Annotated in this window: 23 protein-coding genes; 12 read left to right on the forward strand and 11 right to left on the reverse strand. The window is 55.3% G+C overall.

The features are described from left to right. Positions 1-17: 17 nt before the first annotated feature. The 4 genes from HP564_RS01240 to HP564_RS01255 form a co-directional block, all read right to left on the reverse strand. Positions 18-1,523: a SulP family inorganic anion transporter gene (locus HP564_RS01240; RefSeq protein WP_371239418.1), complete on the reverse strand. Its 1,506-nt coding sequence runs from the start codon at positions 1,521-1,523 to the stop codon at positions 18-20. 145 nt (positions 1,524-1,668) lie between these two features. After that, entirely contained in the window at positions 1,669-1,929 is a 261-nt protein-coding gene (locus tag HP564_RS01245) for a biofilm/acid-resistance regulator YmgB/AriR (protein ID WP_371239420.1), read from the reverse strand. A gap of 382 nt (positions 1,930-2,311) precedes the next feature. Then, positions 2,312-2,719, reverse strand: coding sequence for a DUF2000 family protein (locus HP564_RS01250; RefSeq protein ID WP_371239422.1), 408 nt, complete (start codon positions 2,717-2,719; stop codon positions 2,312-2,314). A 42-nt stretch (positions 2,720-2,761) separates the two neighbouring features. Next, positions 2,762-3,604 (reverse strand): AraC family transcriptional regulator, encoded by an 843-nt coding sequence (locus tag HP564_RS01255; protein WP_371239424.1) that lies wholly within the window; start codon positions 3,602-3,604, stop codon positions 2,762-2,764. Positions 3,605-3,766: 162 nt separating this feature from the next. On the opposite strand from HP564_RS01255, the gene HP564_RS01260 reads away from it, so the two are divergent. The 7 genes from HP564_RS01260 to HP564_RS01290 all read left to right on the forward strand — a co-directional run bounded on the left by HP564_RS01260 (position 3,767) and on the right by HP564_RS01290 (position 11,275). Beyond that, positions 3,767-4,198: a MarR family winged helix-turn-helix transcriptional regulator gene (locus tag HP564_RS01260; RefSeq protein WP_371239426.1), complete on the forward strand. Its 432-nt coding sequence runs from the start codon at positions 3,767-3,769 to the stop codon at positions 4,196-4,198. Positions 4,199-4,200: 2 nt separating this feature from the next. Next, positions 4,201-5,886, forward strand: coding sequence for an MFS transporter (locus HP564_RS01265; RefSeq protein ID WP_371239428.1), 1,686 nt, complete (start codon positions 4,201-4,203; stop codon positions 5,884-5,886). Next, the gene (locus tag HP564_RS01270; RefSeq protein WP_371239430.1) at positions 5,883-6,977 is read left to right on the forward strand and encodes an HlyD family secretion protein; all 1,095 of its coding nucleotides are present in this window, start codon (positions 5,883-5,885) and stop codon (positions 6,975-6,977) included. The genes HP564_RS01265 and HP564_RS01270 overlap by 4 nt, the downstream gene beginning before the upstream one ends. Then, positions 6,977-8,350 (forward strand): efflux transporter outer membrane subunit, encoded by a 1,374-nt coding sequence (locus tag HP564_RS01275; protein ID WP_371239432.1) that lies wholly within the window; start codon positions 6,977-6,979, stop codon positions 8,348-8,350. The genes HP564_RS01270 and HP564_RS01275 overlap by 1 nt, the downstream gene beginning before the upstream one ends. 201 nt (positions 8,351-8,551) lie before the next feature. After that, positions 8,552-10,786 carry a TonB-dependent receptor gene (locus HP564_RS01280; protein ID WP_371239434.1) on the forward strand — a complete coding sequence of 745 codons (2,235 nt, stop codon included), beginning with the start codon at positions 8,552-8,554 and terminating at the stop codon, positions 10,784-10,786. Positions 10,787-10,915: 129 nt separating this feature from the next. Beyond that, a complete protein-coding gene (locus HP564_RS01285; RefSeq protein WP_371239436.1) occupies positions 10,916-11,059 on the forward strand; it encodes a hypothetical protein in 144 nt (47 codons plus the stop codon). A 42-nt stretch (positions 11,060-11,101) separates the two neighbouring features. Continuing rightward, positions 11,102-11,275 carry a hypothetical protein gene (locus HP564_RS01290; RefSeq protein ID WP_371239438.1) on the forward strand — a complete coding sequence of 58 codons (174 nt, stop codon included), beginning with the start codon at positions 11,102-11,104 and terminating at the stop codon, positions 11,273-11,275. Here HP564_RS01290 and HP564_RS01295 read toward each other — a convergent pair. Then, positions 11,263-12,420, reverse strand: a complete 1,158-nt coding sequence (locus HP564_RS01295) for a beta-glucosidase (RefSeq protein WP_371239440.1) — start codon at positions 12,418-12,420, stop codon at positions 11,263-11,265. The genes HP564_RS01290 and HP564_RS01295 overlap by 13 nt on opposite strands. A gap of 147 nt (positions 12,421-12,567) precedes the next feature. Here HP564_RS01295 and HP564_RS01300 point away from each other — a divergent pair, with 147 nt between their 5' ends. After that, positions 12,568-14,028: a phospholipase D family protein gene (locus HP564_RS01300; protein WP_371239442.1), complete on the forward strand. Its 1,461-nt coding sequence runs from the start codon at positions 12,568-12,570 to the stop codon at positions 14,026-14,028. Between the two features lie 66 nt (positions 14,029-14,094). Here HP564_RS01300 and mdoC read toward each other — a convergent pair whose 3' ends face one another. Then, the gene (gene mdoC, locus HP564_RS01305) at positions 14,095-15,246 is read right to left on the reverse strand and encodes a glucans biosynthesis protein MdoC (RefSeq protein ID WP_371239444.1); all 1,152 of its coding nucleotides are present in this window, start codon (positions 15,244-15,246) and stop codon (positions 14,095-14,097) included. Positions 15,247-15,514: 268 nt separating this feature from the next. On the opposite strand from mdoC, the gene HP564_RS01310 reads away from it, so the two are divergent. The 3 genes from HP564_RS01310 (at position 15,515) to HP564_RS01320 (ending at position 19,970) form a co-directional block, all read left to right on the forward strand. Next, the gene (locus HP564_RS01310) at positions 15,515-17,053 is read left to right on the forward strand and encodes a glucan biosynthesis protein G (protein ID WP_371240618.1); all 1,539 of its coding nucleotides are present in this window, start codon (positions 15,515-15,517) and stop codon (positions 17,051-17,053) included. Next, positions 17,046-19,601 (forward strand): glucans biosynthesis glucosyltransferase MdoH, encoded by a 2,556-nt coding sequence (gene mdoH, locus HP564_RS01315; protein WP_371239446.1) that lies wholly within the window; start codon positions 17,046-17,048, stop codon positions 19,599-19,601. Before HP564_RS01310 ends, mdoH begins: the two co-directional genes overlap by 8 nt. A 147-nt stretch (positions 19,602-19,748) precedes the next feature. Beyond that, positions 19,749-19,970, forward strand: coding sequence for a YceK/YidQ family lipoprotein (locus HP564_RS01320; RefSeq protein ID WP_371240620.1), 222 nt, complete (start codon positions 19,749-19,751; stop codon positions 19,968-19,970). Here the strand turns inward: HP564_RS01320 and HP564_RS01325 are convergent, their stop codons facing one another. The 3 genes from HP564_RS01325 to HP564_RS01335 form a co-directional block, all read right to left on the reverse strand. Next, positions 19,971-20,369, reverse strand: coding sequence for a MysB family protein (locus tag HP564_RS01325; RefSeq protein WP_371239448.1), 399 nt, complete (start codon positions 20,367-20,369; stop codon positions 19,971-19,973). It lies immediately after the preceding gene. Between the two features lie 112 nt (positions 20,370-20,481). Beyond that, positions 20,482-20,748 carry a hypothetical protein gene (locus HP564_RS01330; protein WP_371239450.1) on the reverse strand — a complete coding sequence of 89 codons (267 nt, stop codon included), beginning with the start codon at positions 20,746-20,748 and terminating at the stop codon, positions 20,482-20,484. A 558-nt stretch (positions 20,749-21,306) separates the two neighbouring features. Further along, the gene (locus HP564_RS01335) at positions 21,307-22,230 is read right to left on the reverse strand and encodes a Kdo(2)-lipid IV(A) acyltransferase (RefSeq protein ID WP_371239452.1); all 924 of its coding nucleotides are present in this window, start codon (positions 22,228-22,230) and stop codon (positions 21,307-21,309) included. Between the two features lie 239 nt (positions 22,231-22,469). Between HP564_RS01335 and HP564_RS01340 the strand changes: the two genes are divergently transcribed. Beyond that, positions 22,470-23,519: a rhodanese-related sulfurtransferase gene (locus HP564_RS01340; protein ID WP_371239454.1), complete on the forward strand. Its 1,050-nt coding sequence runs from the start codon at positions 22,470-22,472 to the stop codon at positions 23,517-23,519. Positions 23,520-23,560: 41 nt separating this feature from the next. Here the strand turns inward: HP564_RS01340 and solA are convergent, their stop codons facing one another. Next, on the reverse strand, positions 23,561-24,679 hold the full coding sequence (solA, locus tag HP564_RS01345) for an N-methyl-L-tryptophan oxidase (RefSeq protein ID WP_371239456.1): 1,119 nt from the start codon (positions 24,677-24,679) through the stop codon (positions 23,561-23,563). A 97-nt stretch (positions 24,680-24,776) separates the two neighbouring features. Continuing rightward, the gene (bssS, locus tag HP564_RS01350; protein WP_371239458.1) at positions 24,777-25,031 is read right to left on the reverse strand and encodes a biofilm formation regulator BssS; all 255 of its coding nucleotides are present in this window, start codon (positions 25,029-25,031) and stop codon (positions 24,777-24,779) included. Positions 25,032-25,145: the final 114 nt, after the last annotated feature.

Genomic DNA, 25,145 nt, shown 5'->3' on the forward strand with positions numbered 1-25,145 from the left:
CGTTGTCACGCCAGCATCTACTCCAGCTTGCCGGTCAGGCGGCGATGGAAATCACTGCTGCGCGTGTCCAGGCCAATAAGAGTGACCTGTGCGCCATGCCGCTGATAGCGATACTCAATGCCATCCAGCGCAGCCACGGAAGAGGCATCCCAGATCTGGGCATGAGTTAAATCAATCGTGACCTGCTGCGGATCGTGCGCGTAATCAAAGTGCTCAAACAGGTCATTGCTGCTGGCAAAAAACAGCGGGCCACGCACCGTATAGCGCACTGACTGACCATCCGGACTCAGATCGCGTTCAGCATGTATGACATGCGCAATGCGGCGCGCGAACAGCATCATCGCGGCCAATACGCCTGCCAGCACACCCAGTGCCAGGTTACCCGTCCAGACGGTCACAACGATCGTCAGTGCCATAATCAGCGTTTCAGACCACGGCATGCGTTTCAGCGTTGCAGGCTGAAGGCTGTGCCAGTTCACCGTCTTTACGGCGACAACCATCATAATGCCTGCCAGCACGACCATCGGGATTTTTGCCATGACCTCACTGAGACCGGTCACCAGCAACAGCAGCACCAGGCCAGCCACCACGGTGGATATGCGCGTGCGCGCTTTGCCCAGCTCGACGTTAACAATGGTCTGGCCGATCATCGCACAGCCTGCAATGCCGCCATAGAAAGCCGCCAGGATATTAGCAATGCCCAGACCCCAGGACTCACGTCGCTTGCTGGAGGGCGTATCGGTAAGGTCGTCCACCAGTTTTGCGGTCAGTAAAGACTCCATCAGGCCGACAAAAGCGACGCTGAGTGCGGTCGGCCAGACGATTTGCAGTGTGTGCAGGTTGAGCGGTACCTGCAAGGCATTCAGTCCGGGCAATCCCGCGCTCATCGGGCCTTCATCGCCCACGTTGGGCACGTGCCAGCCCAGCAGCAGCGCGATAGCCGTTACCACGACAATAGCAATCAATGGTGAGGGCACGCTTTTCAACACGCGCGGCAGCAGCAGCACAACGGCCAGCGTGATGGCAAACAGCAGCCATACCAGCGAGCTTTGTCCCCAGACGTGCGGCACCTGTGCAAAGAAAATCAGCACGCCCAGTGCATTGACGAAGCCCAGCATTACCGAGCGTGGAATATAGCGCATCATGCGCGCCAGCCCGGCAAGGCCAAACAGGATCTGAATAACGCCGCCCAGCACCACGGCGGGCAGGATATAGGCCACGCCGTGCAGATGCACCATAGGGCCAATCACCAGCGCCACGGAACCGGCTGCGGCGGTCACCATAGCCGGACGCCCGCCCAGTACAGAGAGCGTCAGGCAGAGCACTACAGAAGCGACAAGGCTGACTTTGGGATCGACGCCCGCGATGACAGAAAAGGAGATAACTTCGGGGATCAGTGCCAGCGCGGTGATAATGCCCGCCAGGCATTCGCGCGTCAGAAGAGAAGGGGAACGTAGAACGCGCCCCACGCTGAGATCGCTGTCTGCAACGGGTGTCGCAGCAACGTCATTAGGGTGACTCATAGTTGTGCAGGCTCTTTTTAGAATGTGTTCTCGCAGCGTACCAGGAGAACCTGTAAGAAATTAAGCAGAAGAGAGTAATGCCTGATGAGGCGTTTTACCAGTTATCGCAGAGAAAGGCAGGGAGACTCCATCCCTGGAGTCAGGCTTACACCGACAAATCATCGGGTGTTTTGTGCACAACCAGCTCGAGCAACTGACGATAGATGTCGAGCGTGACGACGTCAGATTCCAGCTCCAGCCGGTTAATTAACTTAGCAATAATGGCTTTATTGGTGACAGGCATACCCGCCTGCAAAATTTCAGCAACGATCAAACCCAGCATTTCCATTTCACTGGCCGCTTTGTTCGCCGCGACGTTGAAATAGTCAGCAATCTCTTTATCAGCTTGAGGAACAGCGTTTTGCATGTGTTAGCCCTTAAAACAGCCCGAACTTCCCGGTCGGATATCAGGACAAATTACGATGAAAATTCCCTTACATGGACAGATGTAAAGGGGCCCCGACTCGCCTGAAACAAAAAAAGGACCTCTGAAGGTGGAAATCCACTGACACCTTCAGAGGCGACGCAAAAGCATCATTCGTTACGGAATCGTTATCCGATTCATGGGGGCTAAAGTTATACAAAGAGGGTGTACAGGCACAAGTGAATGGCTAAGCATTTTGTGCTATACAAATAAAATCAATTATTTATATTGGGGTAATATCAGACAAATCTGTACAGACTGTTTGTACAATGAGACAGATTTGCAGAACGCAGATAAAAAATCGCTGCCCCTTTCCTGCAAATTTTCAACTAAAGAGCTTTAACTTTGCAGTGAGTTTTCGGACGGATTGTTTCTCGCCAACCAGTGCCATTCCCAGCAAGCGCCACTCTCTGGCCGGTGTTTCACTCATCGCTGCGCGCAATGCCGCGTAATCGGTCGTAGCTTGCCCCTCTTCAGGAAACAAAACCAGATCGCAGACCGCTTCAGCGCAGCGCGAGCGCATCGCGTCCATCTCTTCGTGGCTGGCTGCCAGCACGGGAATACCGTAGGGGATCAGGCCGGGAAACGGACAGGCATCCGCATCCTGTAATGGCTCTCCAACCAGCGCGGGATGGCGCTGACCAAGCGTCAGCGCGATAACTGCCGCCGCGTTGGTGGCTTTTCCCGGAGCGAGATCGCTATGTAAAATAATGGCGCAACGAGGTGCTTGCATTACACTTCTCCTGTCTGAAAAAAGTGCATTGTGACAAGAGGATCAGCGGGCGTCTGGAAGATTTGTGCACGCCTGCTGATAGCGTGCCGGCGTCAGATGACATGCACGTTTAAACCAGCGTCCCAGGTGACTCTGGTCGGCAAAACCCAGGCTGGCCGCTACCTCAGCGGGCGCGCTGCCTGCCGCCAGCTGGCGACGTGCCTGTGATAAGCGCCATTGTACCAGCCAGGCGTGCGGCGGCAGCCCCCACTGCGCCTGAAACAAACGCGACAGACGGAAGCGGTCAACGTGGAGCGCCTCTGCCATCGCCTGTAATCCCGGATTGAGTGCATGGTGTGCAATCAGCCAGTCCCGCGCCTGCAACGCCAGCGATTTATCACGATCCGCCGGATGCACTTCGCTGCGCCACAGGGGATGCTGGCTCAGCTGCATAAACAGCCGATCGAGCGTTGCCTCTTTAATCAGTTCTGGATGGTTATGCCACAGCGCGTCAAAACAGTGCCAGACGGCGTAGGCAAGTTGATTATCATTGCGCAGCGTAGCGGCAAAATGCAGTTCACCTTTGCTGTTAGCGTGCAGCGGATCCAGCTGCTGCAACACCTGCTGAGGTGACAGATAGAGCATCCGGTAGGTGAAGCCCTCTGCATCTATTGCGTCACCATCATGTAGCTCCTCCGGCTCCAGCATAAATACCGTGCCGGGCCGACTCTGGTGCTGCTGGCGACGCGAGTGAAACTGTTGAACGCCTTGCTCCGTTACGCCAATCAGATAACTGTCATGCCAGTGGGGATCGTAGGCATGACCGGTAAAATGCGCGCGAAGGGTTTCTATGCCGCGAAGGGCATCACGGCGCAAATCTATCCAGTTGCTGTCAGGGCCGGGCATGGCAATCTCCGGGTTCAGGTGCTTTGCGTGTTCACACGATATTAAAAAACAGCTGACGGGCAGGTTATAGTTTAACGGCATGTGCTATTTTCATTAGCTAATTGCTCCGCGTATAATAACCTGATCGTTCAGTTAGAATTCTAATCATTAGGTCGCTAATCTTTGACTGCCCACTATAAAACATTCACTCATTTGCTCTACCAAACCGCGCACGCCTGGCGCCTCGCCGTGGATCGTCATCTCAAACACAGTGGCCTGAGCATGAGCAGCTGGATGGCGATTGGTCTGATCGCCAGCGAAACGCGCCCGCTTACGCAGACCGAGCTGGCTCAGCTGCTCGGACTGGAGGATGCCAGCATGGTGCCGCTTATCGATCGGCTGGTAAAGCAGGGGCTGCTGTCGCGCGTGCAGCCACCGGAAGATCGTCGCAAGCGGCTTTTGCTGCTGACAGAAAAGGGTAATCAGGCATTTTCCGTCGTGAAAACCGAGGCGGATGCGCTGCGAGCCGATCTGCTGGACGGCATCGATCCTCAGGCGCTGGTGACCACGGAAAAAGTGCTGCAACAACTGCTGGCGCGCATGGGAAATATGTAACCGTGGCGAGACGCAATCCCTACGCACAGCGTGAATGGTTGCCGCATGAGAAACCCATGCTGCCGGGTTCGCCTTCGACACCGCTTCACTCAACGCCAAAGCGGGTTGCGTTTGGACTAATTGGCCTGTTGATCTCCCTGACGGGAGCGCTCAGCAATGCCCTGGTCACCGCTAACCTCACTAATCTGCAGGGTACGTTTGGCGCTTACTCCAGCGAAATTGCCTGGCTGCCCGCTGTATATGTGATGGGCAATATCTCTATCAATCTGCTGCTGGTGAAATTCCGTCAGCAGTTTGGCCTGCGCGTTTTTACCGAAGCTTTTCTGCTGCTCTATGTGCTGGTGGCTTTCTTCCATCTCTTTGCCAACGATCTCAGCTCGGCAATCATTGTGCGCACCGCTCACGGCATGGCGGGGGCCGCACTCAGCTCGCTGGGGATCTACTATCAGGTCCAGGCCTGGCCAGCCAGACACCGCCTCAAGGCGCTGGTGATCGGCCTGACCGCCTCACAGTTTGCGATTCCAGTGGCGCGGCTCTTTTCGACTGAGCTACTGCAGCTGGAGGAGTGGCGTGGGCTCTATCTGTTTGAGCTTGGGCTGGCGATGATTGCGCTAGGCTGCGTACTGATGGTGAAGCTGCCGCCAGGCGATCGCATCAAGGCGTTTGAAAAACTCGATTTTGTCACCTTTATGCTGCTGGCTCCCGGCATGGCGCTGCTGTGTGGCGTGCTGTCGCTGGGGCGCATTGAGTGGTGGTTTAGCACGCCCTGGCTCGGCGTCTGTTTAGCTATGGCACTGGTTCTGATCGTTGCCGCCTTTGTCATCGAGCACAACCGGCAAAATCCGTTGATCAATACGCGCTGGCTGAGCAGCGGCATGATGGTCCGTCTCGGTATTGTAATGGTTATGATGCGTATTGTGCTGGCGGAACAGAACACCGGCGCAGTGGGCTTTTTGCAGCAACTGGGACTGCTCAACGATCAAATGCGTGGCCTGTCGCTGGCAATCATTGGTGGCATGACGCTCGGTATCGCCGCCAGCGCGCTCACCATCAAGCCGACCCATCTTAACTGGCCGATTGTCACCTCCCTGGCGGTCATGATCGTGGCCTCGCTAATGGATGCACAGTCGAGTCCGGTTACGCGCGCCAACAATATGTATTTCAGCCAGTTCTTGCTTGGCTTCAGCAGCACGTTTTTTATGACACCCGCCATGTTGATTGGTATCGGCAGCGTAGTGACTCAGCCAAAGAATCTGGTAAGTTTTGTCGTGCTGTTTGGCATGAGCCAGAACCTGGGCGGGCTGATCGGCTCTGCTATCCTCGGCACGTTTCAGGTCTGGCGTGAAAAGTATCACTCCAGCCTGCTGGGCGATCAGCTGTCGCTGCTCGATCCCAACGTTACGGAGCGTCTCAGCCAGTACAGTGCCCTGTTCAACAGCCAGCTGGGCGATGCCGTATTGCAGAGCGCGCAAAGCACCGTGCAGTTACAGACCGTTGCCACGCTGCAGGCAAACGTACTGGCCTATAACGACACCTATCTACTGACGGCGGCACTGGCACTGGTCACCCTGATGTGGGCGCTGTGGCGTCTTTCCCGCCGGCGATACCTTGACTGGCGACAGGCACGTTTCAATCTGATGGAGCAGCGTCTGGCCGCTGCGGCACAAGAACCTACGGAGTCACGATGAGTCAACAGGATGAACTTCAGGCTGCGGAGCGCGAGCGCGCTAACCGTCGACGCATTCTCTCTATTGCGATAGGTAGCGGCATTGCTATCGTGGGCGTGCTGATTATTTTATATGCCTGGCAACTCTGGCCTTTTATCAGTGCGATACAGAGCACGGAAAACGCCTACGTACGCGGTCAGGTCACCTTTATCAGCCCACAGGTAAATGGCTATCTCACGTCGGTAGAGGTGGTGGATCTCCAGCCAGTGCAAAAAGGGCAGCTGCTGATGACCATTGACGACCGCATCTATCGCCAGCGCGTTCACCAGGCGCAGGCGCAGCTAACGATGAAACAGGCCGCACTCAATAACAATCTGCAGCAGCGACGCAGCGCTCAGGCAACCATTACCAGCAACAAAGCTGCGCTGGAGAACGCGAAAGCGCAGGCGTTAAAAAGCGGTTTTGACCTGAAACGAGTAGAAAATCTTGCTGCTGACGGCTCGCTTTCCGTACGTGAGCGGGATGCGGCACGTGCTGCTAACGCGCAGGCTCAGGCAGCGGTGCGCCAGGCGGAGGCGCAGGTGGCGGTGGCGGAGCAGAATCTGCAAACCGTTATCGTCAATCGTGCATCGCTTGAGGGCGATGTGGCCAGTGCCCAGGCCGCGCTGGAACTGGCGAATATTGATCTGGCGAACACGCGTATTATCGCGCCGGATGCCGGCCAGCTTGGCCAGCTTTCGGTGCGTAAAGGTGCCTATGTTACCGCAGGTACGCGGCTGACGTCGGTGGTCCCTGACCAGAAATGGGTTATCGCCAACATGAAAGAGACGCAGATGGCCGCGATCCGGCCAGGCTTGCCGGTTACGTTTCGCGTGGATGCGCTGAACGGCAAGCGTTACCACGGCCGCGTGGAGTTTATCTCGCCGGCCGCGGGATCGGAGTTCAGCGCAATCTCACCCGATAATGCCACCGGAAACTTTGTTAAAATTGCCCAGCGCATTCCCGTGCGCATCGCCATTGAGGCTGACGACATGCGCGAACTGCGGCCCGGCATGTCTGTGGAAGTCAGTATTGATACCGCCGCGCAGCCGCACAGCAGGGCGGCAGAGTGATGCGGCGGTTACTGCTTGCCAGCCTGACGGCGCTGGTGCTGGCCGGCTGCGCCACGGACGTTGAAAAAGCGCCTTCGTCACTGCCGATCCCGGCAGCGTGGCGCAATCAGGCTGGGCCTGCCAGTGCGCCTGAAGCGGAATGGTGGCGCGCCTTTGGCGACGAAAACCTCAACCGGCTGGTGACACAGGCGCTGCGCAACAACCTGGATATTCTCACCGCCCGCGCCCGCGTTGAACAGTATCGCGCCCGGCTGCGTGCAGAACAGGGTGATAATTTTCCCACGCTCAGCGCCGGGGTAGGAGTAACACACCAGCGCACGCTATCTGCCGCCACCGGGCAGCCTTATGAGAATGCCGTCTATCAGGGGCTGCTGCAGGCCAACTATGATGTCGATCTGTGGGGGGCGCGTAGCAGCAGCATCGCTGCCAGCGAAGCGTCGCTTGAGGCACAGCGTGCGGCGGCATCGGCAGCTGAGCTGACCGTCGCCAGCTCGGTGGCCTCTGGCTACATGAGTCTGGTTGCGCTGGATGAACAGCTGCGGGTGACGGAGGCGACACTGGAAACGCGCGGCAACTCGCTGCAGCTCGCCCAGCGCCAGTTTGAAACCGGCTACAGCTCCCGGCTTGAATGGATGCAGGCGGCCTCTGAGTTTCAGACCGCCAGAGCGCAGGTGCCGCAGCTGAAACATCAAATTGCCCAGCAGGAGAATGCCCTGAGCATACTGGTGGGAATGAACCCGCGCGAGATTGCGCGCCGCCCGCAGTTCAACCAGATTATGCCGCAGCGAATGCCCCAGCTGCTGCCGTCGCAGCTGCTGAACCGACGGCCTGATATTGTTCAGGCACAGCGGTTGCTGCTGGCGGCAGATGCAACGCTCGCGTCTTCAAAAGCGCAACTGCTGCCGTCACTGAACCTCACCGCCAGCGGCACGCTGGAGAGCACGGCGCTGCACCAGCTTATTGATAATCCTGTACGGCTCTGGAGTGTTGGCGGCAGCGTGCTGGCACCGATTTTGAATCGGGAAGCGCAGACGGCGCAGGTCGATATCTCTATGGCATCGCGCAATCAGGCGCTTTACAGCTATGAAAAAGTGGTGCGCAACGCATTTTCCGAGGTTAACGATGCGATGGATGCCATTTTGCAGGGGCAGGCGCGGCTGGCGGAGCTGGAAAAGCAGGAGGAGTATGTTTCTGAGGCGTTGCGCATTGCCCGTAACCGCTATCAGAACGGCTACGCCTCCTATCTGGATGAGCTGGACGCGCAGCGCACACTCTTCAGCACACAGCTCAGCCTGGTATCGGTAAAAAACGATCTGCTACTGGCGCAGATTGCGCTCTATCGCGCGCTGGGCGGCGGCTGGCAGGCGCGTTAACGCCCGCTGATGCGGCGGCGAAGGCTGCTGCATCAGAAGACCGTGGCTTCCTCTGCCGCGTTTAACCTCCCTCTCTTTTATGACGTTCTCTTTATCGGTGGCGTTTCTGACGAGATTTCGCTTGCAAACCCCGCTGCGCCACGCATAATCGCAAACCGCAATAATAATGATTATCAGTAACCTTTGCATTAGGGATCGATTATGTACCGTTCGCTTTCTTCTCCGGGATATAAACCGACGCTGCTGGCCTTGCTGGTCAGCGCCGGTTGTTTGCCAGTGATGGCTGCTACCACCCACGTTCCCCCAGCGTCCTCCTCAGCTGCCCGCAACGTCGCAGCCTCGGCCAGTCAGGGCGAGCAGACCCTGACCGTTACCGCCGCGCCGCAAAGTGATTTCAAACCTGGCGGCAACCAGCTGGTGCCCGCCTGGCTTGATGGGCAGGTCGCACACGGCGGTCGTCTTGGCATGCTTGGCGAACAAAACGCCATGGATGTGCCGTTCAATGTTATTGGTTTTACTTCAACGCTGGTAGAGGACCAACAGGCGAAAACCATCGCAGACGTAGTGAAAAACGATGCGGGCGTGCAGAGTCTGCAAGGTTACGGCAACTTTGCGGAAACCTACCGCATTCGCGGCTTCAGTCTGGATGGCGACGATATGACCTTTGGTGGCCTGCCCGGGATAGTTCCGCGTCAGGTCATGGACGCTTCTCTGATCGATCGCGTAGAAATCTTCAAAGGCGCAAATGGCCTGCTTAATGGCGCCGCCAGCAGCGGCGTGGGCGGTATGATCAATCTGGAGCCGAAGCACGCTGAGGATCTGCCGCTGACGCGCGTTGGCGTCGACTACACCTCGGCGCAGCAGGCGGGCACCCGTGCCGATATCAGTCGCCGCTTCGGCGATAACAACCAGTTCGGCGTACGCCTGAATGCGGTCCATCGGGAAGGGGAGACCGGGGTTGATGGCGAAAAGAAACGCACTACTGCCGCGTCAGTCGGCCTCGACTATCGCGGTGAGCGACTGCGGACGTCACTCGACCTTGGCTATCAAAAAAAGACCTTTCATAACGGAGACAATGGCGTAAACATTAGCGGCGTGGATTTTATTCCGAAGCTGCCCGCGAACAGCCATAACTACAGCCAGCCGTGGGTTTACAGCGATATTGCGTCAGAATTTGGTCTGGCGCGTGCCGAGTACGATCTCACCGATAGCTGGACGCTCTACGGTGCAGCAGGAGCACAGCACTCCCATGAGCTGGGTGACTATGCCTCACCGAAGCTGACCGACGCGAACGGCAATGCGCAAACAGGACGTCTTGATACCAACCGCATTATCAATAACGTTAGCGGTATGGCGGGGATCCGTGGCCAGTTTGATACCGGCTTTATCAGCCATAAGGTCAATCTGGGCTATGCCGCCTACACCTCACGCAACAACACTGCCTGGCGTATGGCCTACGGCGCTAATACTGAATCGACCAATATTTATCACAGCGAAAAGGTGCCGAACCCGACCAATAACCTGACCGGCGGTCATTACAGCGATCCGTTAACCAGCGGGCGTACCCGCACCCAGGGCTATCTGCTGAGCGACACGCTGGGCGTGCTGAATGACAGCGTGCAGCTGACGGTTGGCGCACGTCATCAAAAAGTGGTGGTGCGTAACTACAGCAACGAAACCGGCGCGGAGGACACCGCCAGCCGCTACACCCACAGCCGCTGGATGCCAACCTATGGCATTGTCTATAAACCGGTGGCGTCAGTCGCGCTCTACGCAAACCATACAGAATCACTGCAGCCGGGTGATGTCGCGCCAAATAACGCCACCAACTATGGCACCACGACCGGCATTGCCCATGCAAAGCAAAACGAGCTGGGTGTAAAGGTGGATTTTCAGCGTGTCGGTGGGTCGCTGGCGCTGTTTGAGATAAAAAAACCGTCCGGCATTCTCAACAGTGACGGCAGCTATGGTCTGAACGGTGAGCAGCGCAACCGCGGTATTGAGCTGAACATCTTTGGTGAGCCGGTGCTGGGTCTGCGGCTTAACGGCAGCGCCAGCTGGATCGATCCGGAGATGACCACCACAGAAAACGGGACTTATAACGGTAAAGACGCCATCGGCGTACCGCGTTATAACCTGGTGCTGGGCGCAGAATATGACATCAAAGCGGTGGAGGGGCTGACGGCGACGGCGCAGGTGGAACACAGCGGATCGCAGTGGGCGGATTCCGCCAACAGCAAAAAGATTGACAGCTTCACCACGCTGGATCTCGGCATGCGCTACCGCATGAACGTCGATGAAAATGCTCTGGTGTGGCGTGTCGGTGTCGATAACGTGACCAATGAGAAGTACTGGTCTTCCGTTGACAGCACGGGAACCTATCTGTTCCGCGGTGACGGACGCACGCTGAAAGTCGGCGTCAGCTACGACTTTTAACTCGCTTGCGGGGCGCACATCGCGCCCCGATTTTTCTGCGTGAAGAAAACGCTGGCGCACCTGCGCGTTTCATCTACACTGGTCAGCGCCGCACGCCTGCGGCCGTTCACCGAATTTTGTTGAGAATTTATGCTTCCGCCATCACCGCACGATCCGCACGATGAGCCGATTCGCCAGCCCCTTGATGATGCGCACTTTGCTATCGTGGTGCTTGCGGTGACCTCTGTTACGCTTATAATCTTCGTCCTGATGGTTGCGCTCTGGATGAGCTGAGGCGTAAATGACAGGCGGCATGGACCTCCTGAAGGAGACATTATGGAATCGCGAGATGACAAACTGATTGCCATTATTGGTCTGTTGTCGGCCTGTCTGATTGGCGTGGTATTTCTCTTTGTCATGACCTGTCTGACCGATGTGCGTCATCCGGCCCAGGCTTCTCTCGAAGTGCAAAGCTGCACATCAAAGAGAGTCCCCGTTCACTCTCCCTGACACCTCGCCTGAAACTTGATCTGCTGGCTGCGCAACACCAGCGCTAACGCCTCGTGCAGCGTACGATTGCCGTTGGGATCGCCCAGACCAAACAGCGCACCCGGCGATCGGCGATCGTCAGCCCAGGCGGGATATTCCACCACGGGATAGAGTGAAATACCCTCAATACCGATACCCTGATCCAGCGCCAGTTTCACCTCTTCACTGACATGTTGCAGCCAGGAAGCGCGCGACTCGCCTTCCGCGCCGGTTTCTGCCAGCAGCAAAGGTCGCTGATAGCGCTGCCAGCACTGCGCCAGCAGGCGATGCAGCGGCTGACGCAGCGGATGTGTCTCGGGCATCGGTTCGCCAGGAAAAAACCAGTGGTTATCGGGATAGTAGTTGAGGCCAATGATATCCAGACACGATTCGTTGCCTCCCAGTTCACTGTCGATCCGCCCGGCCAGCATATCCCAGGCTTCAAACTGCGCCTGGTGCTGCGCATCGGCATAGGGTTTGCTGTCGGGGTTACGGGGATCGCTGGCGATCTGCACCAGCGGATCGGTCAGAACAAAACGGGCATCAGGATAGATCTCACGGATCGACTGGATCGCGGCCAGTGTCGCCCGCACCAGCTGGCGCTTAAGCTCTTTGCCCCGGTTAGTGACGTGCGGATTAAACCAGGCGACGTCAGCCCCGGCCCATGACCAGAACGAGATCTGATTAACCGGCGTGAAAAAAGGCTGGGTAATGCCTTCATTGCGCATCACCTCGGCCATCGCGCGGGCGAAGCGTGCAAAGTGCTCGATAAAAGAGGTTTTCCAGACAGTTAAATGATCGGGATAACCAAAATGCGCCAGCTCCCAGATAATCTGCATCTCATGCTGTTTTGCCGCCTGCACCATGGGCAGAAAACTGCTCCAGTCATAGTGCCCTGGCACTTTCTCAATTAAATGCCAGCGGGCACCGTCGCGTGCCGTATACAGGCGCTGAGCCGCCAGCGCGGCGTAATCTTTTTCCAGCAGCATATCGTGGCCGCTACTGATCACCATATCCAGCCGTTTGCCGGGGGTGCGGCAGGCGGTAGAGCAGGGAAAGCTGCCCTGGAAAAAACTTTTGAACAGCTGGGGATGGTGGCGCTGAAGCAGGGCTGAATCTGACGTCATGGTCCGCTCCTCTGGCTGGCCGGTCGCGTTGGTCTGGCTAAGTCTAGCTGAAAAATGGCGCTTTCTGGCTGCTCTCAGCGTGCACGTATAGCCATATTCGACGAACCGTTAAATAATAAGAGCGTGTCGATTACCCAGGGAACCCCAATGACCGAAGCGTTAAATCTGTCGTCTGAGCTGTCTGCTGTCAGCTGGCTTGAGAAGATCGTTGGCCAGCGCAGCGCGCGTCATCCAGGCCTGAGCGGCATACATCCGCTGGCAGACGGGCTGGACGCTTTTGCCGCGCGTTACCTGCTGATGGGCAAAGCGGAGCGCACGCTGGATGTTCAGTATTACATCTGGCAGAACGATATGTCAGGGCGACTACTGTTCAGCGCGCTGCTGGAGGCAGCCGGGCGTGGCGTTAAGGTGCGGCTGCTGCTGGACGATAATAATACGCCGGGCCTGGACGACACGCTGGCCCGGCTCGACAGTCATCCCAATATCACGGTAAAACTGTTTAATCCGTTCTCATTTCGCACTCTGCGCGCGCTGGGCTATCTCACCGATTTCGCCCGGCTGAACCGGCGCATGCATAATAAAAGCTTCACCGTTGATGGCGTAGCCACCATCGTTGGGGGCCGCAACGTCGGCGATGAATATTTTGCTACCGGTAGTGAGCCGCTGTTTGCCGACCTCGACGTGCTGGCGACAGGTCCGGTGGTGAAAGAGGTGTCCGAGGATTTCGAGCGTTACTGGCACAGCAAACCTGTGGCGCCGCTTAAAAGCGTGCTGGACGAGAGCGATTGCCACAAAGAGTCTGTCGCACTGCCGCCAGGCTGGCGCGACAGCGAGGCGGTACAGCGCTATATGGCGCGTCTCGACAGTTCACCTTTTGTTAGCCAGCTGGAGCAGGGCACGCTGCGTATGACCTGGGCTAATGCGCGTCTGCTGAGCGACGATCCGCGTAAAGGGCTGGGCCGCGCCCGTCGTAAAACCCTGCTGCCACAGCGGATGCTTGAGGTAATCGGCGCACCGCAGCGTCAGTTCGATATTATTTCCGCCTATTTTGTGCCGACGCGTGCCGGGGTCGCTCAGCTGCTGGCGTTGAAACGTCGCGGCGTAAAAATCGCGATTCTGACTAACTCGCTGGCTGCTAACGATGTTTCAATCGTACATGCCGGTTACGCCAAATGGCGTAAAAAGCTGCTACGGCACGGTATCGAACTGTATGAGCTGAAGCCGCAGTCTGGCGTTCCCGATGCGCCGCACGATCGCGGCCTGACCGGTAACTCAGGCTCCAGTCTGCATGCTAAAACCTTTACCGTCGATGAGGAGACACTCTTTATCGGCTCGTTCAATTTCGACCCGCGCTCGGCGGTGCTGAATACTGAAATGGGGCTGGTAATTGAGAGCGAATCGCTGGCACAGCAAACCCATCAGCGCTTTAGCGCGGCGATGCGCGATCGCGCCTGGTCGCTGCGGCTTGATAAATGGGGACGGGTTAACTGGGTAGAGTACCCTGGCGAAGCGCAGGAGATCGTGCACAAACATGAGCCGCGCTGTACCTGGGTGCAGCGCCTGCTGGTGCGGCTGGTATGGCGACTGCCCATTGAGTGGCTGCTGTAACCGGTGGCAGGTGAGCCTGGCAACAAAGCTCCCTGCCATCTTTGGCGTTGATTGACTGCACGCGCGTTACGCGCTCACCTTATCTTTCGACGCGCTGCTGCGCTGGGGTTTCCCAGAGAAAAGGAAACGCAGAAGCGGAATGCGCAGATGAATTTCATACAGCAGGAACGAAATACCGAATACCAGCGCCAGTCCGGCAAAAAAGCCCAGGGTGTTATTGTCAATCAGGGGCGTGACAAAAATGCCGAACAGCAGCGTTAACGGATGGTGTACCAGATAGATAAACAGCGAGGCATTAACCAGATACATGATGCGCGGGGAGTGCGAATTAAGCATGCGGTGACCAAGGCTAAAACAGACGTTCAGCATACAGAGTCCCATCAGCGTCGTAATCAGGGCATCAAGCTCATACATCCAGCCGTCGCCGCTGCTGTAACGCTGGTTAAGGCTGTAGGCGATAAAAACCAGAATCGCACCAAAACACATAACCGGGTTAAAACGTACAAACAGCTGCTTCAGGGCAGGATGCTTCCACGCCAGTGCACCCAGCATAAAGAAAGGGAGAAACAGCAGCGTCTGCATTACCATAATGCTGAATAAGCCGTCCATCAGCAGCGCAGGGAAAAAGGTAAACACCGCGCGGCGGAAGAGATCCCACAGCAGGGCATAACCCAGTATTGCCAGCGTAATGTTACCCCAGCCGACCCGGCTGTAATCAATATGACGCTGCTGGCGACGCAGCCAGTTAAACGTCAGCATACCGAGCGTGGTAAGGAGCACCAGCACCACAAGAAACCACAGATGCGAGATCAGCTCCCACATCAGGTTATTAAACTTACCGTAAGGCGTCAGGCTATCCCAGTTGCCCATTTTATCCGTAAGCGTGCGCAGTATAAAAAACTGCGGCAGCGTAATCAGCGGCACGGCAGTCAGCATCGGGATGCCAACACGCTCAAGGCGCACTTTCAGCCAGCGTCTGGCTTCGTAGCGCAGATAGAGCATGTAGGAGAAATAGCCGGAGATAACAAAAAAGACCTGCATGCGGAACGAATGAATGAAGTCATTCAGCACGGTCAGCCACAGCGACGCATCGTGACTGTTAACGGCCCACTTTTGCGTGGAGTAGATAAGGGAGACGTGAAAAGGAACTCCCAGCAGCATTAAGTATGCCCGTATTGAATCGAGGAAATATTCTCGCTCAGGTTTCACAGTGCTCATAACATCCCATTTTGTTGGCTGTTCTGGCCAGTTTCGCCCTGAAACTGGAGGTTACCCGGGGTAAATTCTACCCGCTGTAAACAGCGTATACTATCAGTTGATTCTGGAACGTTTAATTGTCCTAAAAGAGGGCCTTCCAGAGACGAAACCACGGAACATTCTTTTGGAGACGCTGTCGGAAAAGCGAATAATCCTTTAAGATAAATGGGTTTGTACTTAGCACACGAAAGGGGGGGATGTGCTGATTAAAGTAGAAAATAAAGGCGGACTGATGAAAATGCGCTGGCTTGGTGCGGCAGTTCTGCTGGCGTTGTACGCCAACAATAGCTGGGCGTTTAACCTTGATGACGTTGCAAAAGAAGCCAAAACGCTGGCAGGGAAAAGTTTTGAGGCGCCTAAGAGCAATTTACCCTCTCAGTTTCGTGAAATGAAATTTGCTGATTATCAGCAGATCCAGTTTAACCACGACAAAGCGTACTGGGGCAAACTGCGTACGCCGTTCAAACTTGAGTTTTACCATCAGGGCATGTATTTCGACACGCCGGTAAAAATCAACGAAGTAGCGGCTAATGCGGTGCGTGAAATCAAATACAGCCCAGATTACTTTAACTTTGGCAACGTCAATCACGATGCCGATGCGGTAAAAAATTTAGGGTTTGCCGGTTTTAAAGTGCTTTATCCGCTTAACTCGCGCAATAAAAAGGACGATGAAATCGCCAGCTTCCTGGGCGCGAGCTATTTCCGCGTCATCGGTGCCGATCAGGTTTATGGCCTGTCAGCACGTGGTCTGGCTATTGATACCGCGCTGCCGTCCGGTGAAGAGTTCCCGCGCTTTAAGGAGTTCTGGATCCAGCGTCCTAAGCCGCAGGATAAGCAACTGGTCATCTATGCATTGCTTGACTCACCGCGTGCAACAGGCGCCTATCGCTTTACCGTGCATCCGGGCAAAGCATCGACCGTTGACGTGCAGTCAAAAATTTACCTGCGCGACAAAGTGGGCAAGCTCGGCATTGCGCCGCTGACCAGTATGTTCCTGTTTGGGGCGAATCAGCCTTCGCCAGTCAACAACTTCCGACCAGAGCTGCATGACTCTGACGGTTTGTCGATTCACAGCGGCAACGGCGAATGGATCTGGCGTCCACTTAATAATCCGCGCCATCTGGCAGTGAGCACCTATACGATTGAAAGTCCGAAAGGCTTTGGCTTGCTGCAGCGCGGCCGCGATTTTAGCCACTACCAGGATCTCGACGATCGTTACGATATGCGTCCAAGCGGCTGGGTTGAACCGGTGGGCGACTGGGGCAAAGGGCGCGTAGAGCTGGTAGAAATTCCGACCGCTGACGAAACCAACGACAATATTGTTGCGTTCTGGACGCCGGAAAATCTGCCCGATCCGGGCAAAGAGATGAACTTTGCCTATCGTCTGCATTTTACGCGTGACGAAAGCCAGCTGCACTCCGACGATACCGCCTGGGTAAAAAATACGCTGCGCTCAGCGGGCGACGTCAGGCAGTCTAACCTTGTCCGCCAGCCTGACGGATCCATCGCCTTTACCATCGATTTTGTTGGTAAAGCAATGAGCGACATGCCGAGCAATGCACAGGTTGCGCCACAGGTCAGCGTGGGTGATAACGGTGAAGTGGTTGAGCAGAGTGTGCGCTATAACCCGGTCACAAAAGGCTGGCGTCTGGTGCTGCGTCTGCGCGTTAAAGATAACAAACAGCCTACTGAAATGCGCGCCGCGCTGGTTAGCGGTGATAAGACATTGACGGAAACCTGGAGCTATCAGTTACCTGCCAATGAATAATCCGACATTTATTCCCAAAAATTACGTGGAAGCCCTGCCGCTGGATGCGGCAGGGAAGGCCCGTTTAAGCGCCTCGCTGCAACACGCCGAGGCGTTTCACTTCATACATGATGCGCTTGGCCAGGATGTGGCCGCCAGCGATCGTCCCGACGATGCACCACTGAAGTCCGTTTCGACTCGCGTCAGGATGGCGTGGCCCGATGCGGTGGCAGGGGGAGAGCAGTTCGGCAAGGACTATCTTGACCGCACCACGCTGAAGGCGATGCCAAAGGTTAAACGCTCGCTGATGTTCCCGGAAGCCTGGCGGACTAACCCGCTGGTACGGGCGTGGAACTCCCTGCGCGGCGAAAAGCTGACCCACCGATATGCCAACGCAGAAGAGCAGCGTGCGGAAGAGAAGTGGCGTCATGTCGGCTCAATGCGCCGCTATGTGCTGTTGATCCTGACCCTGTTTCAGACCGTGGTGGCGACCTGGTATATGAAAACCATCCTGCCTTATCAGGGCTGGACGCTGCTCGATCCCATGGAGATGATCAACCAGAACTGGCAACAGTCAGTGATGCAGATCCTGCCCTATGTCTTGCAGACCGGTATTTTGTTCCTGTTCGCCATACTCTTCTGCTGGGTCTCTGCGGGATTCTGGACCGCGCTGATGGGCTTCCTGCAGTTGCTGATCGGACGTGACAAGTACAGCATTTCGTACTCAACGCAGGGCGACGAACCGCTTAACCCGGAACATCGCACCGCGCTCATTATGCCGATCTGCAACGAAGACGTGGAGCGCGTTTTTGCTGGCTTACGTGCCACCTGGGAATCGGTCGTGCGCACCGGCAACGCGGATCACTTTGATGTCTACGTGCTGAGCGACAGTTACGATCCCGATATTGCCATCGCTGAGCAGAAGGCGTGGATGGAGCTGGTGCGCGATGTGGGCGGCGCAGGTAAGATTTTTTATCGCCGACGCCGCCGCCGCGTAAAGCGTAAGAGCGGCAACATTGATGACTTTTGCCGTCGCTGGGGCAGCAATTACAGCTATATGGTGGTGCTGGATGCAGACAGCGTGATGAGCGGTGAGTGTCTCACCGGTCTGGTTCGCATGATGGAGGCGAATCCTAACGCGGGCATTATCCAGTCGTCGCCGAAGGCGTCAGGCATGGATACGCTCTATGCGCGCTGCCAGCAGTTTGCTACACGCGTTTACGGTCCGCTGTTTACAGCAGGTCTGCACTTCTGGCAGCTGGGCGAGTCGCACTACTGGGGCCACAACGCAATTATCCGCGTTAAGCCCTTTATTGAGCACTGTGCGCTGGCACCGTTACCGGGTGAAGGCTCATTTGCCGGTTCGATTCTGTCACACGACTTTGTCGAAGCGGCGCTAATGCGTCGTGCGGGCTGGGGCGTCTGGATTGCCTACGATCTTCCGGGCTCGTATGAAGAACTGCCACCCAACCTGCTGGATGAGCTGAAGCGCGACCGCCGCTGGTGTCACGGTAACCTGATGAACTTCCGCCTGTTTCTGGTAAAAGGCATGCACCCGGTGCACCGTGCGGTGTTCCTGACCGGCGTAATGTCTTATCTGTCAGCACCGCTGTGGTTTATGTTCCTGGCGCTCTCTACCGCTCTGCAGGTGGTCCATACGCTTATGGAACCAACGTACTTCCTGCAGCCCAGGCAGCTCTTTCCGGTCTGGCCGCAGTGGCGTCCTGAACTGGCGATTGCGCTCTTCTCGACGACGCTGGTTCTGCTGTTTCTGCCCAAACTGCTCAGTGTGGTGCTGATCTGGTTTAAAGGCGCGAAACCTTATGGCGGTGCGTTCCGGCTGTTTATCTCTCTGCTGCTGGAGATGCTGTTCTCTGTGCTGCTGGCACCGGTGCGTATGCTGTTTCACACCGTGTTTGTGGTCAGCGCTTTCCTCGGCTGGGAGGTGGTCTGGAACTCACCACAGCGTGATGATGACGCAACGCCATGGAGTGAAGCGTTCCGTCGCCACGGCTCACAGATGCTGCTCGGCGTGGTCTGGGCAGTGGGAATGGGCGTGCTGGATCTTAACTTCCTGTGGTGGCTGGCGCCGATTGTCTTCTCACTGATTCTGTCGCCATTTGTTTCGGTGATGTCGAGCCGGGCAACGGTAGGGCTGAAGAGTAAGCGCGCTAATCTGTTCCTGATCCCGGAAGAGTATGATCCGCCGAAAGAGCTGGTCGATACTGACCATTATCTGCAGATCAACCGCGAGCGGGCACTTAAGCACGGCTTTATGCATGCACTGTTCCATCCGGCGTTCAACGCACTGGCAACCGCGCTGGCGACCTCTCGCCATAAGCAGAGCCAGCTGCTCGACTACGCGCGTGACCGCCGCGTCGATCAGGCGCTGAGTGATGTGCCGGAGAAGCTTAACCGTGAACAGCGTTTACAGCTTATCAGCGACCCGGTTGTACTGGCACGCGTGCATTCACGCCTGTGGGAAAATAGTGATAAGTATCATCAGTGGGTGGAAAGCTATCAAAAGCTTGCATTGAATCCGCTGGCGTTACCGCCGCAGGCCGGTTAACTTATCCCTGTAAAAAGCGGCAGCGATGCCGCTTTTTTATTGTTGCTGTTTAAAATGATAAAGGCCGTTAACGGGCACAGGTAAGCGTTAGCTCGCTGGCGCGGTCGAGAACACAGATGAGAACGTCAGGTGAATAGCTTGCTAAAAATGATGGTGGGGGCGCTGATAGCGCTAATGCTGAGCGGATGCGGCAGTATTATCAGTCGCGCCGTGCCCGGACAGGGGCACGGCAACCAGTACTATCCTGGCGTACAGTGGGATGTGCGTGATGGCCCCTGGCGCGTCCTGACCATCCTTGACCTGCCGCTGTCGCTGGTGGTGGACACCATGCTGTTGCCAGTAGATGCCCACCACGGGCCCTACGAGTAGTTAAAGCAGGCGGTCAGACTCGCTGTTGTCATCTTCCCACTCTTGCGCTGCTGCTTCACCTTCTTCGCTGTCGAGCGGCGGCTCAAGCTGAAATTCACCTTCATCCCATTCGTGCAGCGTATTTTCGGCCTGCCACTCCTGGCGCAGCTCAATCTCGTCGAAATCGCCGTCAAAAATAGCCTGTGCGGCCTCACCGCTGCGGACAGGCAGACACTCGCCCGATTCGCCTTCCTCTTCAAAGAACTCTGCCTGCCACATAATGTCACCATCCTGCATGACATATTTTTGCAGGCCAAACTGACTGATGCTGGCATCCTCTGCATCAAGGTCGGGATGATCGGCGAGAAACTCTTCACGGGCAGCATCGATGGCTTCTTCTAACGTACTGAACATGCTCATCACTCTTCTCCTTGCCTGTTTAATGGAATGTCAGAGAAGAATAGACGAAATTTTTCAGGAGAAAGGAGGAAAAAGAGAAGGCGGGAGAGAAAGTCGTCCCGCCCGCTCTGATTCACAGCGATTTTTGCGGGAAGTGCAGTACCGGGCGCACTGTTTCGCGCATAACTGGTGCAGAATACCGGATGCAACATTTAATACAGGGTTTCACCTTTTTGAAATTGATGCGCGCAATGGATAAGGCCTGATTCAAATTATAGAGCGTGCCGATAAATACCATGTCTTCTTTCTCTGGCATACGCTTGCACTCTTTGCGGTGCAAATAATGATAATTCTCCTGATCGGTACTGATAGTAACGTAATAATAAATGCCTTTATTCATTTTATGTTCCTGCTAGAGATTTGCTATGTGTAATCTTTTTATATTTTTAAAGGGCAGTTAAATATTTAACTGTCACGTTCGAAACTACCGATATGTATCTGAATGTACAAATTCCATAAAGGTATAAGAGGTTTTCATAATTGTCATAATGATTATATGCAATAAAGCTAATGGGACAATGCCTTGTAAAATAAGTTAATTTTACTGCACACATTAGCTAAAGCAAAGAATTGTAAGCTTATAAATAAGAAAAGCCCTGGAACGAAAATAAATTAGTGCCAGCCAGGATTAATCTCAATCATTAATTTCTCAGCCATAAGTTAACGTAGCAAAGGGAAATTTCCTTCTTTTTAGCGAAATTAATTTAGCCAGCATGAACAGTTAATTTAAGAAGCGAAGCGGCATAAGTGGATGTGTAGTATTTGCTGGTACAAATCTGGCTGGCTTTCAATAAATAATGAGTAAAAACAAGAGGCTGGGTAAAATAGCACTGATAAGTAAGCGTAAGCGGTGGTTAAGGATGGTCGTGGCGGAAGCCTGGGCTCCCGCCAGAAAAGATTAATAGCGTGAGGGTTCGCCCTCGGGTCGGGTTTTAAACCGGCGATGTAGCCACATATACTGTTCCGGTGCCAGCAATACGCCTTCTTCCACAACCTTATTCATCTGTGCCGCCGTTGCCGCATCGCTCTCCAGTGGCATTTGTGCGCTAACGTCAGGCAAAATTAACATTTCATAGCCTTTTCCATGTGGCAGGCGACGCGGAACAAAAGGCACTACGTGGGGTTTACCGCTGCGGATAAGCAGATAGGTTCCAACCGTTGTCGCGGCTTTTTCCACGCCAAAAAAGGGTACAAACACGCTGCTGCGTGGGCCATAGTCATGATCCGGCGCATACCAGATAATTTCGCCGTTTTTCAGCGCGCGAATCATTCCCTTCAGATCTTTGCGATCCAGCATGCTCTTGTTGGAGCGCATGCGGCCAAAGGTCTGTAGCCAGTCGAGCAATTTATTATCGTTGGGACGGTAAACCCCGATGCCGGGATTATAGATGCCAAAAATACGCGCCCCCAGTTCCAGCGTGAGGAAGTGCATACCGATAAGCAGTACGCCGCGCTGCTCATCTTTGGCTTTTTGAATATGCTCAAGGCCAGAAACGGCAAACCACTTTTTTACACGCCAGTCAGGCCAGAACCATGCCATACCGGTTTCAATTAACCCCATGCCAACCGATTCAAAATTATGCTTTACCATCGCTTCACGTTCGCTGGTGGGCATTTCTGGAAAACAGAGCTCCAGGTTACGTTGGGCGATAGCGACGCGACGCTTCAGAAAACGCATAGAGATACGGCCCAACCCACAACCTAATATATAGAGCAGCGGATAGGGCAGCAGCACCAGCAGGTAGAGAAAGCCGATGCCCAGCCATGTGAGCCAGTAACGGGGATGAAGGAGTTCTCGGGAAAACTGCGGCAGTTGAGTCATATGAAAAAGCTTATCCTGCGTAAGGCACCTGAGGGTGCGACGATCTCGTTAATTTTCTCTATTGTGCCAGCTTTTCTCCTGAGCTGAAATAAACGTACGCCTTCAGCCCGTCAGGTTGGCTCTCTAACAGTGCGAGCGGTAGCGGCCAAAAAACTTAATTGAGATCAATTTCCTTTGCATCCTGACGCATTGCTGTATCATGTGCGGCGCAATTTTTATCCCCAACAGGAAAGAACACCATGCCAGTGTTACATAACCTTGTTAACAACAAAGAACTGAAGGCGCGCATGCTTGCGGAAACGGAACCGCGCACCACCGTCTCGTTCTATAAATATTTTCACATCGCCGATCCAAAAGCCTTTCGCGATGCGCTCTACCTGGGTCTGACTCAGCTCAAGGTGTTTGGTCGCGTCTATGTCGCCAAAGAGGGCATTAACGCGCAAATCAGTGTGCCGGCCAGCCTGTATGAGAAAATGAAAAGCTTTCTCTACGCTTTTGACCCGGCGCTGGATAACCTGCGTATGAACGTTGCGCTCGACGATGACGGCAAATCCTTTTGGGTGCTGCGCCTCAAAGTGCGCGATCGCATCGTTGCCGACGGCATTGACGATGACAGCTTCGACGCCAGCGATGTGGGCACCTATCTGAAAGCGGCGGAAGTGAACGCCATGCTGGACGACCCCGACGCGGTATTTGTGGATATGCGTAACCACTACGAATATGAAGTCGGGCGCTTTGACAACGCGATGGAGATCCCGGCGGATACTTTCCGCGATCAGCTGCCCATGGCGGTGGAGATGCTGCAGGAGCAGAAAGACAAAAAGATCGTTATGTACTGCACCGGTGGCATTCGCTGCGAAAAGGCCAGTGCCTGGATGCGCCATAACGGATTTGATGATGTTTACCACATTGAAGGCGGCATCATTGAATATGCCCGTCGCGCGCGCGAACAGGGTTTACCGGTGCGCTTCAAAGGCAAAAATTTTGTGTTTGACGAGCGCATGGGCGAGCGTATTTCTGACGATGTGCTGTCGCAGTGCCACCAGTGTGGCACGCCGTGCGACACGCATACCAATTGCGTTAACGACGGCTGCCATTTGCTGTTTATTCAGTGTCCGAGCTGCGCAGAAAGATTCCACAACTGCTGTAGCCCGCTCTGTATGGAGGAGGCACAGCTGTCCCCGGAAGAGCAACGCGCACGCCGTGCCGGTCGTGAAAACGGTAACAAGATTTTCAATAAGTCGCGCGGTCGCCTGACGATGGCGATCCCATCACCAGACAAAGAGTAACTGCCGAAGCCTGACGCCACGGCGTCAGGCTTTTTTCCACGTCAGCCCGCGAAGCGGGAGAGCGAGAAGGGCGCAAGGTTAAACGAAAAGGGTTTATCCAGCGCAAACTCCGTGGCCAGCTCGCCCAGCACGCTGGCGAACTTAAAGCCGTGACCGCTCAGTCCGGTAACGATTAGTCGGTTTGGCTCATCTGGCAGAGTATCAATAATAAAATCTTCATCCGGACTCACATCATAGCTGCACGCTTCACCATGCAGGCACACGCCTACGCCTGGCAGAAACTTACGCAAAAATGCAAAAGCGTCGCTACCGTCTTCGGCAAAGCTGCCAAATGGCTTACGGTCTTCCGGCTCTTTCATAGGCTGGCCACCGTCATGTCGACCCAGCTTCAGCGCATTGTTCTCTGCCGGAAAGCCGTAGTACTGGCTGCCGTTCTCCATCTCCACCGTAAAGCCGGGAAACCGGTTGTTTTCACTGTAGCGGCCGTCAGCCTGATACCAGGCGAAGACCTTGCGCACTGGCTTAACCGGCAAGTTGGGGATCAGTTTGCCCACCCAGGTGCCAGCGCTGATCACCATTTTACGCGCGCGAAAAGTTCCGTCCGCCGTTACTACCTGTTGCAGATCCCCATCGCGGCCGATATGCGAGACGCCACAGTTGAACAGCTGCGCACAGCCTGCCTGTTCCGCCAGTGAAATCCAGCTGCGCACCGCCTGCTCGCACTTCAGATAGCCAGAGTGAGGCTCAAACACGCCTGTATAGCCGTCCGGCACGCCGATCTGCGGCCAGCGCTGTCGTACCTCATCCGCCTGTAATACTTCAATGTCCAGCTTCCAGGCTTGCGCGCTGTCGATCACATTGCGAATGAATGTCGAATTGACGGGAGCAAGGTTAATAATACCGCTACGGTGCATGATGCGTTCGCCCGAGAGCTGCTCAAGTTCGTCCCATAAGGTCTGGGCGCGCAGGACCAGTGGCACATAACGCTCGCCTTCGCCATAGGCGTGGCGGATCAGCCGCGTTTCACCGTGATGTGCACCCTGGTTATGTGGCGGGTGACCAGCGTCGATCATCAGCACCGACAGTCCTGCCTGAGTCGCGTAGAAGCCCGTCGCAGCGCCCACCGAGCCGCTGCCCACCACAATTAGATCATAAATCATTGAACTGACTCTCCTGAATGCCGTCACAGGTTCAGCAGCATACCAGAATCAGAAATGAAAAAGGCACCCCGTGGGGTGCCCGTTAACCTGGCTGAATCTAATGTCTGGACGGGCTGTGGCCCATCTCATCAGCCGATTCGATCTTAGCAATGCCAGCTTCAAGAATAGAAATAAATTGCCTTGCCACGTCTGTTGTCAGCCAGTAGGTCGGTCCGACGTCTGCTTCTTCTTCTTTTTGATCCTGTGAGGAGAGCGAATGCAGGCGGATCATCATGGCGTCGTAGCTGTCTACGGTACTGATATCCCAGCCCACCAGAGGGTGAGTCTGAATAACGTCTTTATTTCTGTCCATTATAACCTCCTTATTACTCGTTAAACGAAGTGCTTGATGAGGTTCAATGCGGCTTTTTTATCCACTAGCGAGACAATTATAACAGAAATCAGGGGCTGTCCGATTAAAAAATGC

The organism is Pantoea sp. KPR_PJ (assembly GCF_041386365.1).
GTDB lineage: Bacteria > Pseudomonadota > Gammaproteobacteria > Enterobacterales > Enterobacteriaceae > Pantoea.